Origin of the sequence: Clostridium punense (assembly GCF_017874425.1) — a bacterium.
Lineage (GTDB): Bacteria > Bacillota > Clostridia > Clostridiales > Clostridiaceae > Clostridium_J > Clostridium_J punense.
Genome location: NZ_JAGGLL010000013.1, coordinates 81,282 through 93,401 on the forward strand (window position 1 = coordinate 81,282; position 12,120 = coordinate 93,401).

The window sequence follows — 12,120 nt, forward strand, 5'->3', positions numbered from 1 at the left end:
AGTTCACTTTATAAAATATTTTTCTTTGTACAGCCATTATTTCTTATATAAGTTCGAATAAACCTGTTTGTTCAAAATACATTAACTTTTCATAGATAATCGCCCTTTGAATGTAGTATTAATTGTCCCTATAATTAAAATTGGAGTATTTTTGATAATCTAAAACTTACCTATTAGTTAATTAGAGGTTTACATAGTGTAGGCTTAAGTTATTCATTTTGAAAAAGCTTAAGGTAACAAAGCTAGGTTCTATGTATGAGTTAAGCTTTGAATTTAATTCCCTACAATTAATCTTCTAGACAAGGGTAATATATGAAAGCTGGTGTGTACAAACATGAATTTAAGTTTTTTAAAGCAAAATACAGAAAAAAGGCGTGAGTTAATATTAAATGGACCTATCCTCTCAACTCTTTTTTTACTATCAGCTCCTACACTAATGATGGGGTTAGTACAATCTATAATGCCTATTATGGATGGTATTTTTATCAACAATATTGTAGGAACCATAGGTGCTAGTGCAATTACTTATTCAGGACCAATAATAAATATGACTGCTGCCATTGCTCAAGGGCTGAGTGTAGCTGCTATGGCTATGATTGGACAAATGAATGGTAGAGGTGATTATAAGGGAGCAAAACATGTTTCAACTCAAGTTGTAGTAGCTGCTTTCCTTATAGGGCTTTTAATGGCTCCAATACTTTATTTGTTATCTTACCCAGTATCAGGGCGTGTTGATGCACAAATTTCTCATGAAGTTTTCTTATATCTTTCTTTGAATTCCTTAACTTTACCTTTTTTATTTATGGAGGCTATATATAATGCTATTAAAAATGCTAATGGAAAACCAGAAGCTACATTTATAAGAATGGTATTGATGCTTGTTTTAAAATTTATATTTAATATATTATTTATTGCAGTTTTGCGTTTTGGGCTAATGGGAGCTATAATGTCTTCTTTTGCTTCAAACTTTCTTATTTGTTTTTGGATGTTTTACGAGTTATTTATTAAAAAAGGGGAGGATAGACTTATTCTCAAAGGCTTTAAATTCGATCTTAAAGTTTTGCGTAAACTAGTTAAAATAGGAATACCTTCAGTGCTATCCAGCTTAATGCTTAATTTGGGATTCTTTTTAATAAACAATGAAATTGAGAAATACGGTCCTGTAGTGTTAACAGGTCAAGGAATTGCAGGAAGCATAACTTCCGTTTGCTTTATACTTCCTTCAGCTTTTGGGTCAGCAGTAACCACCATGGTAAGTATGAATGTGGGAGCTGGACAGGGGGATAAAGCACGTAGATCTTGCATTCAAGGCTGTATAGTTAGTGCTGTTACTGCAGCTTTATTAATTATTATTGTAGTGCCCTTATCCTCACATTTAACGGTATTGTTTACAAGTCAGCGAGATGTACTAGAAATTGCCAATAAATCACTTCATATATATACCTACTCAGTTATTGGTTTTGGTATTTGTATGGTTCAACAAGGAGCCTTTATAGGACTTGGTCGTACAGGAATACCTCTGGTTATGGGAATTCTTAGAATATGGCTTTTAAGATATGTATTTATCTTAGCGACGGAACATGTTCTTGGATTCTACTCAGTATTCTGGGGAAACCTATTCTCTAACTATATGGCAGCTGTAATTATTACCGTTTTAATGATGAGAGTAAAATGGGTTTCTGCAATAACAACCAAGAATAATATTATTTCTGAAAAAAAGATTGTAATAGCCGAAAAATAATCTAATGAGGTAGAGATAGTGAAGTGAGATTGATTAGTGTCCATAAGGATTTTAAATTAATACTTAACTTTTAAAGGATAATACTTTGACTCTCTAAAAGTTGTTAAAATAATATATAAAATTCAATAAGAATTATATAAAAGAATTACACTTTATCCTAAAATGTAGTTCTTTTATTCTTTTTATAGTAAAATTATCCTTTTTTCCTTATAAAGTGTATGCAAGTATTATTATCATAGAACTTGGCAATATGTTTTAAAATAACAATTGCAGGAGGTAAGTCATAAGTAAATGTTAATACATTTACTTTAACATAATAAAATATGAATATTATAAAAAGTTATTTACAAAATTATGAATTATATTACATATTGAGGGTTATCAAGTAATATTTGACAAAAAGTAAGTATAAGTATATACTATTTAAGGATTTAATTTTGAAGGGATGGGGATTTATGAGAAATTTTAAAAAAATGCTAATTGTATATCTTACACTATGTCTATTCTTTGCTGTAGGTTGTAGTGCCAAAGAAAAGGTTACACCTGACATGACAGCTACAAGTATGTTTGATTTCTTTATCAAGGGAGATAAAGAAGCCATAGCAAAAATTAATGTACCAAATGAAGAAATTGATGCTTCAGCAAAGATTCAAAAAGATACCACGATTTCTTTAGTTAAGAACAACTTAAAGTCTAGTGGTATAGAAGTTAAGGAAGAGAAGCTAGAAGAGCTTTATAATGTACGCGCAGAAGCTTTAAAAAAATTGACATGCACCTCAGAAATAATTTCGCAAGCAGAAGACAGTGCAGAAGTAAGAATAAAATCTACATATATAGATGAGGTTGCTATTGATAACAAAGCAGCAGATGATGCATTGGAAACAGTAAAGCAAATGGGGCTTACTGATCAAAAAGAGGCTATAAACAAAGTTGGAGATGAGTACGTTAAGAATTTAATAAATGGTTATCAAAGTGCTTCACCTTCACAAGACACAAAGGAAAAGATATTCAAATTTACAAAAAAAGATAAGATTTGGCTACCTCAAAGCATGGTTGAGTTTGGAAATGGAATAGGTTTATTAGCTGCTGGACAGTAAACATAAAATACTTTTAATAATAACTTTGCAATTAACAAATAATTATTGTGGATATACTACTTTTTTATAAAAAGGTAGAAGTAGTAATTTAATAATCTATATACTAATATCTATATGTTTAGCAAATAAAAAGCTTCTTAAGATTTTTCTTAAGAAGCTTTTTTTAGGCCAGCATGGGAGTATGTGAATAGAAGAAAAAACTATTGCAAATAGCCAATAGGTCTATATTTACAAATACCTATTTTGAACTGTTAGGATATACATCCATTGTTTTCGAGGCCTTGCAAATTCCTAAAGAGTAAAGAAAAATGTGGAAATGTTAACAAATTGTAAAATGTGGTTTATTATACACAATATGACAGAATGCTGCAACAAAACATTATATAATGTTTTGTGACAAGTATTATATGTAGGAAAATGACTTTTTATGAATAAATATGATAGGAAAGATTTATGAGGGTTTATGTAACTAAAATTAAGGAAGTTAGTGAAGAAATTTTAGAAGATCTTACTAGATTTATATCTAAAGAAAAGAAGTCAAAGCTTCAAAAGTTAAAACATAGAGAGGATAAGCTAAGAAGTTTAGTTGGAGAAATCTTAGTAAGATATATAATCGCAGAAAACATAAGTATAAAGAACGGTGACATGATTTTTGAAACTAATATCTATGGAAAGCCTTTTTTAAGGGATTATTCAGATTTTCATTTTAATATTTCTCATTCAGGAGACTATGTCCTATGTGCAATTGATAGTAAGCCAATTGGGATAGATATAGAGAAGGTAGTACCTATAGAATATGAAACTATTGCGTCTAACTTTTTCACAGTAAAGGAAATTAACTATATTAAGAGAGAAGATTTTAAAAATCAGATAAATAAATTCTATGAAATTTGGACTATAAAAGAAAGTTATGTTAAGGCTTACGGACAAGGACTAAATATGTGTATTAAGGACTTTTCTGTGGATTACAATAATCAGGAGCAGGCTACAGTAATTAGGGAAGAACAATATGATGAGTGTAATATAAAAAGTTTAAATTTGGAAGCTAGCTATAAAGTAGCAATTTGTTCCTTCAATCCAATAAATTTTAAACATGTCACTTTTATAGATGTAGAAAATTTAATTTGTAACTTTATATATACCTAAACCTATAATATAAAAGCATATAAATATTTTGAATATTAAGATAAACTTTACGAGGTGATTAAAATGATACTATTTTGTTTGCCCTATGCTGGTGGATCAGAGGTAATATTTTATAAATGGAAAGACTTCATTGAGCCAACAATTGATTTTCAACCAATAGAACTAAAAGGGAGAGGAAGAAGAAAAGGGGAAGGAGTCTATGAAAACATAGAAGAAGCTATAGAAGATGTTTTTAATAAGATAAAAGATAAAATAGCTGACAATGAGTATGCTATATTTGGGCATAGTTTGGGGAGCATTTTAGCCTTTGAACTTTATTATAAAATAAGTAAAAAAGGGCTAAGAAAGCCAAAACATATATTCCTTTCGGGGTGTAAAGATCCAAGCTGTGAACCTATGAAGGAAAAGGTAGATGATTTTCCTGATGAAGTCTTCATGGATAAGCTTATGGAGCTAGGAGGAACACCAGAGGAGCTAAAAAAAAATAAAGAGGTACTTGCTCTGTTTCTTCCTGTGCTAAAAAGCGATTTTAAGATTTGTGAGACATATATGCTCACTGTAAGAGAGGAAAAAATTAAGTGTGATATTTCACTATTAAGTGGGGAAGAAGACCCTAATGCACCAAAAGATGTGAAGGCTTGGGAACAGTATGGCTGTGGCAGTATTAAGGCATATAATTTTCAAGGAAACCATTTTTTTATAAATAATAACATAGAAAGAATAACTGAAATAATTAATAACACTTTAGTTAAATAGTATTTGAGAAGAGTAAGACAAAAGAAATAGATTCATTGCTTAAATTTTTGATTTTATGAGAGGTAAAACATGAACACCGAAAATATGACATTTTATAATTTAACCCACCCTCAAAAAAGAGTTTGGTATACTGCAAAAACAAATAGAAATTCATCCCTTCATAATCTTGGGGGGTGTTTGAAGATAAAAGAAAGTATTAAGGTTGAGGACTTAAAGAAAGTTCTAAATAAGATAGTAGAAATTAATGAAGGTCTAAGAATAAGAGTAACAGAAAAGGATGGACAACCACTTCAATATATAAGTGAATATAATGAAGCGACTATAGATGTTGCTGATTTTAGTGGCTGTGAGAATCCAATAAAGCATCATAAACTTTGGGTAGAAAATATAATGAGAAAGGTGTTTCCTTTGGAAAATAGTCCACTATATTATTTTGCATTATATAAAATAAGTGAAAAGGAGTATGGAATACTTTTAAACATTCACCATATTATAGCTGATGGTTGGTCAATAAGCCTTATTCAAAAGCAAATATGCGATATATATGCAAGGTTAAATACCGAGGCAGGAAAAAACACAAATGAAGTATATTCATATATAGAGTATGTAAATAAAGAGAGTGAGTACTTAAGTTCTGAAAAATTCTTAAAAAATAAGAGGTATTGGAATGATAAGTTTAGCGATTTACCAGAGGGCAGTTTATATAGAACCACCCTTAGTGTACAGGGAAAAAGAGAAACTTTTGAATTAGATAGTGAGTTGTCAAATGATATTAAAGAATTTTTAAAAGTAAGGAAAAGCTCTTTAAACACCTTTTTTATAACAGTTTTTCTTATTTATGTGAACAAGACTAGTAATGAAAAGGATATTGCTCTTGGGGTTCCTGTATTTAATAGGTCTGGAAGCAAAGAAAAAAATATGATAGGAATGTTTACTAGTACAATGCCCTTTAGACTAAATTTAAATACGGACTTATCAATAAAAGAACTAATTAATGCTGTGAATCGTGAATTAAAGATTTCTTTTATTAATCAAAGATATCCTTATGATTTGCTAATTAAAGATTTAGAATTAAGTAAGAAAGGGTTCGATAGTTTATTTAAATTTGCTGTGAACTATTATAATTCCAAGTATGAAGATAATCTAGAGGGAATTGATATAGAAGTAGATGAGCATTACAATGGCAATCAAAGTTACTCCTTACAGCTAATAATAAAAGAATGGTTAGAAGGGCATATCACCTTAAGTTTTGATTATAAAGTTGCTGAATACTCTGAAGAAGATATTTCCATAATGAAGGATTATTTGATTAAAATAGCTAAGGAAATCCTGTCAAATGAGGACTCAAGAATAAAGGATATAAAACTTCTCAGTGAAGAAGAATTAAACTATAAGATTAAGGCTATTAATGCTACGGACTACAAGTATCCTAAAGATAAAACTATAATTCAGTTATTTGAAGAACAAGTAAAAAAAACACCAAATAACATAGCTGTATCCTTTGAGGAAGAAACCCTGACCTATAGACAGTTAAATGAAAGGTCAAATAAATTTGCAAATTACCTTAAGAGTGAAGGCGTAAAAGCACAGGATATAGTTGCAATTTTGGAAACTCATTCCTTAGAGTTGGTTATAAGTATTTTAGGAATTTTAAAGGTTGGAGCAGCTTATTTACCAATTGATCCTAGTAATCCTATAGAGAGAATTAAATATATTCTTGAAGATTCTAAAAGTGTAATTTTAATAAGTAATTTTCAGGTAGAAGAGCACCGTGAGTTACCTTGCAAATGGATTAATATAAAAAATGTAGATATAAGTTTCTTTGAAAAAGAGAATCTAAAGGAGAAAATCAATGTAGAAGATTTAGTTTATATTATTTATACTTCAGGGTCTACAGGTAAACCTAAAGGAGTAATGATTGAGCATAGAGGGTTAGTGAATTATATTTGTTGGGCTGCTAAAATGTACTTAAAAGACAGGTCAGAAGTAGTTCCACTATATTCATCCATAGCCTTTGACTTAACTGTAACCTCTATTTTTGCTCCTTTAGTATCAGGAAACCAAGTTATTGTATATGAGAAGAAGGATGATGAATTTGCATTATTTAAGATTTTGGAAGAAAACAAAGCAACAGTTATAAAGCTTACCCCTGCTCATTTAACCTTACTTAAGGATTTAGATAATACTCAATCTAAGGTTAAAAGACTTATAGTAGGGGGAGATGACTTAAAGGTTGCATTGGCAAGAGACATATATAAAAGCTTTGGTGGAAAGATAGAAATACTTAATGAATATGGACCTACTGAAACCGTTGTGGGATGCATGATTCATAAATATGATTTTGAAAAGAATAATGACCTATCTGTACCAATTGGATATCCAGCAGATAATGTCCAAGTGTATATTCTTGATAAGGATTATAATATTGTTCCAGATGGTACCGTTGGAGAATTATTTGTATCGGGGGATGGAGTTTCTAGAGGGTATATAAACAATGAAGCCTTAACTAGTAGTAAATTTATAACTAATCCCTTCATTGAAAGCAAAAGCATGTATAGAACTGGTGATTTAGTAAGGTATTTGAAAAATGGATTAATAGAATACGTTGGTAGGGTTGACAATCAGGTTAAACTAAGGGGATTTAGAATAGAAGTAGGTGAAATTGAGGAACACCTAATGAAAAATGAGAAAATAAAAGATGCTGTGGTAGTGTATAAAGAAAACCCATCAGGAAGTTATGGATTAGAAGCTTTTATAGTAAACCGAGAGGAAATAGAAACTTCTGAGATAAAGCAATGGTTATTAAGGTTTGTACCACAATATATGATTCCAGGAAAGTTTATATTTTTAGACAGGCTTCCTTTAACTACCAATGGTAAAATTGACTATAAAGCTTTACCACAGAGCAGTGGAGAGGAAAAAGTGCTTATAAAAGGTGAAAGTACCGAAGAGAGAGCTTTAGTAAGTATCTTTGAAGAGGTTTTAGGAGTTAGCAATATCAGTATGAACGATGAGTTTTATAGCCTTGGTGGAGATTCAATTAAGGCAATACAAATTGCCTCTAAACTGAAAAACTTAGGATTTATGGTTGAAGTAAAAGATATACTTACCCTTACTACCATTAAAGATATAGCTGACACCCTAATAATACATGAAGAGAAAGAAGAAAAAGTTCTTGAGGTTTGTGAAGGGGATATTCCATTAACACCTATTATGAAGTGGTTCTTTAAGAAAAGACTTTATAATGAAAATTATTATAATCAGTATGTTTTATTGGAAAATAGTAAATCAATAGAGGGTACTGTTATAAAAGCTGCCATAAGTAAGCTAGTAGAACATCATGATATTTTAAGAGCAAACTACAATAAAGAGAAGAATAGTTTATATTATAATAATACACAGCTTAATGAAGAAGAAAATGTAGAAATCATAGACCTTTCAAAGCTTTCCTATGGGCAGCAGCTTAAAGAAATGGAGAGCTTAAGAGGCAAAATTAAAGATAAGTTTAGTATCGAAAGCACTAAATTGTTTAAACTATATGTATTTAATTTAGGCGAAAGAGGTCAAGGATTATTATTTACTGCTCACCATTTATTAGTTGACGGCATATCTTGGAGGATAATTTTAGAAGATTTTATTGGGGGGATACATCAGCTTCAAAATAATGAAAGAATAGTTCTCCCCAAGAAGACAACTTCTTTTAAATCATGGTCAGAGAGTTTATATGAATATAGTAAAAAGGATGTAGGGAAAGAGACGGAGTATTGGAGAACCTTAGAAGAGGGAAGGGTTAACAACACCATAGCTTCCAAAGAAGTTCAAGATACTGTAAAAACATCAACCACTATTTATAGTGATTTTCAAACAGTAGCAATTGAAGGGCTAACCAAAACAGCTAAGGAAAATTATGAAATGAAGTTCCATGAGGCATTGATAGCAGCTTTAGCAATTGCATTGAACAAATGGAATAATTCCAAAGATATTACTATAGAGCTTGAAAGACATGGAAGAGAAGCCATAGACAAGTCTACTGACATCTCAAGAACTGTGGGCTGGTTTACAAGTATGTATCCTGCGCATTTAAAGGTCCATAGTAAGGATATAGATTCGAACTTTTTATCATTAAGAGAGCAGCTAAGAAACATACCAAACAAGGGGTTTAACTACAGTATAATAAAATATTTAAAGGGTGAGCTAAAGCAATCCGAGGATAGTCTAGTAAGATTTAATTATCTTGGAGATTTTGATAATATTTTAGAAGACAAGTCTTTAGGTACCGTTAATATTCAGTGTGGATTGGATACAGATGAGAATAATAGACTAACTTCTAAGTTAGATATTACAGCTATGATAGTAAATAAGACCCTAAGAATAGGTATTACCTATGGGAAGAACAAATTTAAAGAGTCCACTGTAGAGAACTTTATCGGTATCTATAGGAAAGTTTTAGAGGAGTACTTAGGTACCCCTCATAGTGAAAATAGCAATGAGATTAATCACTTGGTGGAAGACTTAGTAGCTGCGTCACAATTAGAGCAATAAATTATGAATTAATGCTGAAAAATATGTATATCTTAAACAGGTTAAGATTTTTAATTTAAGTGAAACCATTGGGCATGATATAGGGTTTCATCATAAAATTTTAACTTATTCAGGATGAATTTCATTCATCCTTATAAACCATTAAGGGAACCAGTTTAGGACTCATGTATAAGTTAAGTCTTAACTCTGGTTCCTTAAAAAATCTCACTTAAGAATAAATATGATTACAGGAAGCATAATGTTATAATAGATTTAGGTAGTTTATGGTGGTATATCTATTGGTCTATAGAAAGAAATATAGACTATTATAATTTATGGAGTTTTTAACACATCTTCCATAAACGCTATATATAGACATATATTTATATATAAACTGTGAAGTAAGGAGGCATTTGTAGTGGAAACATTTAAAAACCTAATTTTTGTAGTAGTAGGATTCATTGCATTTGCTTGTGCAGTCATAGGCATAGTTCTACCAATTTTACCTACTACGCCATTTCTTCTATTAGCATCCTTTTGTTTTGTTAGGGGATCAGAAAAATTTGATAAGTGGTTCAAGGAAACAAAAATTTACAAGAAACATCTTGAAACCTTTGTAAGGGAAAGGGCTATGACTATTAAACAAAAGCTTTCAATACTATTATTTGCAGACTTCATGATAGCATTCCCCCTAATTATATTGAAAAGTATACCCGTGAAAATTATATTGATTTTGGTTATCTTATGCAAATATTATTACTTTATTTTTAAGATTAAAACAATAAAGGTTGAAGTTGAGAAGGTGTAGAGAATCTGTTTCTTTATTTATTGACAAATACTAATTATAGTAATAACATATATATTAAAGAATTACAGAACTTTTAATTTAATAATTTATATACAAAGGCGTATATATTTTGTGAGCAACGATGCTCCTTAAGATTTTTCTTAAGGAGCTTTTTTGTTTATTTAAAACCACATTCTGGAAGATGACTATTAACCCCTTGAGGTTTCTAAAGAAATTCAAATTTAAAGGGTTTATATGATTTATAACACCTTTAATTAAGAACCTTTAGTAAAGTAATTTCTTCTTCCAATCCTTTGGGATCATAAATATGATTATTAATTGAGATTTCTGTTAGTTATAAAACATGAAAGTAGGAAGTGATTAAATGAGTATTTTTTCTGTTGGGCCTAAGGTGTACTTTGGACAAGGAGAACTAAAAAAACTAAGAGACATAAATTGTAAAAAAGCCTTTATTGTAACAGATCCTTTTATGGTAACCTCTGGTTTTATTAATAAGGTTACAGAGCAATTAGAACTTGGAAATATTAATTATGAAATCTTTTCAGAAATAGTTCCTGACCCACCAATTGAAATAGTTGCAAAGGGTGTTAAGGCTATGGATAAATTTAACCCAGATGCAGTTATAACCATGGGAGGAGGATCAGCTATTGATGCAGCTAAGGCTATTAGCTATTTCAGAACTTTAGTAAAAATGGGTTTGGATTCCTCAGCTAAAATTATTAAACCAAAGTTTATTGCAATCCCAACTACTAGTGGTACAGGCTCTGAGGTGACAGCTTTTTCCGTTATTACTGATAAAAAGTTCAATATGAAATATCCATTGGTAGAAGAAGCTATGATACCAGATATGGCTATTTTAGATGCGGAGCTAGTTAAATCTGTACCAAAAGCTATTACCGCTGATACAGGAATAGATGTGTTAACTCATGCTATAGAAGCTTATGTGTCAACAAATTCTACAGACTATACAGATGCCCTTGCAGAAAAGGCAATTAAACTTGTGTTTAAAAACTTAAAGAAGGCCTATGATAATGGAGAAGACATGGAAGCAAGAGAAAAAATGCACAATGCTTCCTGTATTGCAGGACTTGCCTTTACAAATGCTTCTTTGGGAATAAATCACAGTATGGCACATATTTTAGGGGGAAGATTCCATATTCCTCATGGAAAAGCTAATGCATTACTTTTACCTTATGTAATTGAATTTAACGCAGAGGTAAGAGTTTCTGCAGCACAGGAGTACACAAGAGCAGCTATAAAATATGCTGAAATTGCTAAGTTTTTAGGGCTAACTAATTCTAATAATGTTAGAGAAGGAGTGAAAGCTTTAATTAATGGACTGAAGACATTAATTAAGAGTATAGGAATTCCAAGCAAGATTATTGAGTTAAATATCAGTGAGGGGGATTTCATAAATAATCTTGATGAGATCAGTGAAATAGCTGTAAAAGATGGATGCACTCCAACAAATCCAAGAGGTGTTACTAGTGAAGATTTAAATGAATTATTTAAGAAGGCTTACTATGGGAGATAATATAAAAAAATAATTGATAAAATATTGACAACATTGATGTAATTTTATATAATAAAGACATAAATTTTTAACAATTGTTCAACGGCGAACAAACAAACTATGAGCAACGGAGCTCCTAATTGCACTGAAATGCATTTTAGGGGCTTTTTATGTTTAAATGGAGTGATTAACTTTGGAAGATAAGCAAAGAGTAATACAAGAATATGTTCCAGGAAAACAAATTACCCTAGCTCACTTAATTGCCCATCCTAGCAAAAGTATTTACAAAAAGCTAGGATTATCCGAGGAATATAGTGAAGCTATTGGAATTTTAACCATAACTCCTAGTGAAGCAGCTATAATTGCAGCAGATGTGGCTACAAAAGCTGCAGATGTAGAAATAGGTTTTGTAGACAGGTTTAGTGGTTCTTTAGTAATAGTAGGTGATGTTTCTAGTGTAGAGGCGTCATTAAAGGCTGTAGCTCATATGCTAGAAACTGTGTTAAACTTTACTACTGCAAACATCACAAGATCTTAG

At 30.8% G+C, this 12,120-nt stretch carries 8 protein-coding genes; all 8 read left to right on the top strand.

Annotated features, from left to right (window positions below; translation table 11 throughout):
* Nucleotides 1–334: 334 nt before the first annotated feature.
* Nucleotides 335–1,741: an MATE family efflux transporter gene (locus J2Z44_RS09665; RefSeq protein ID WP_209649531.1), complete on the top strand. Its 1,407-nt coding sequence runs from the start codon at nt 335–337 to the stop codon at nt 1,739–1,741.
* A gap of 455 nt (nt 1,742–2,196) precedes the next feature.
* On the top strand, nt 2,197–2,838 hold the full coding sequence (locus J2Z44_RS09670) for a hypothetical protein (protein ID WP_021282056.1): 642 nt from the start codon (nt 2,197–2,199) through the stop codon (nt 2,836–2,838).
* Nucleotides 2,839–3,291: 453 nt separating this feature from the next.
* The gene (locus tag J2Z44_RS09675) at nt 3,292–3,984 is read left to right on the top strand and encodes a 4'-phosphopantetheinyl transferase family protein (RefSeq protein WP_021282055.1); all 693 of its coding nucleotides are present in this window, start codon (nt 3,292–3,294) and stop codon (nt 3,982–3,984) included.
* Between the two features lie 63 nt (nt 3,985–4,047).
* Nucleotides 4,048–4,740 carry a thioesterase II family protein gene (locus J2Z44_RS09680; protein ID WP_209649532.1) on the top strand — a complete coding sequence of 231 codons (693 nt, stop codon included), beginning with the start codon at nt 4,048–4,050 and terminating at the stop codon, nt 4,738–4,740.
* 84 nt (nt 4,741–4,824) lie between these two features.
* Nucleotides 4,825–9,282 (top strand): amino acid adenylation domain-containing protein, encoded by a 4,458-nt coding sequence (locus J2Z44_RS09685; RefSeq protein ID WP_245353225.1) that lies wholly within the window; start codon nt 4,825–4,827, stop codon nt 9,280–9,282.
* Between the two features lie 397 nt (nt 9,283–9,679).
* On the top strand, nt 9,680–10,069 hold the full coding sequence (locus J2Z44_RS09690) for a YbaN family protein (RefSeq protein ID WP_021282051.1): 390 nt from the start codon (nt 9,680–9,682) through the stop codon (nt 10,067–10,069).
* A gap of 364 nt (nt 10,070–10,433) precedes the next feature.
* A complete protein-coding gene (locus J2Z44_RS09695) occupies nt 10,434–11,603 on the top strand; it encodes a 1-propanol dehydrogenase PduQ (RefSeq protein ID WP_021282050.1) in 1,170 nt (389 codons plus the stop codon).
* Between the two features lie 172 nt (nt 11,604–11,775).
* A complete protein-coding gene (eutS, locus tag J2Z44_RS09700) occupies nt 11,776–12,120 on the top strand; it encodes an ethanolamine utilization microcompartment protein EutS (protein ID WP_021282049.1) in 345 nt (114 codons plus the stop codon).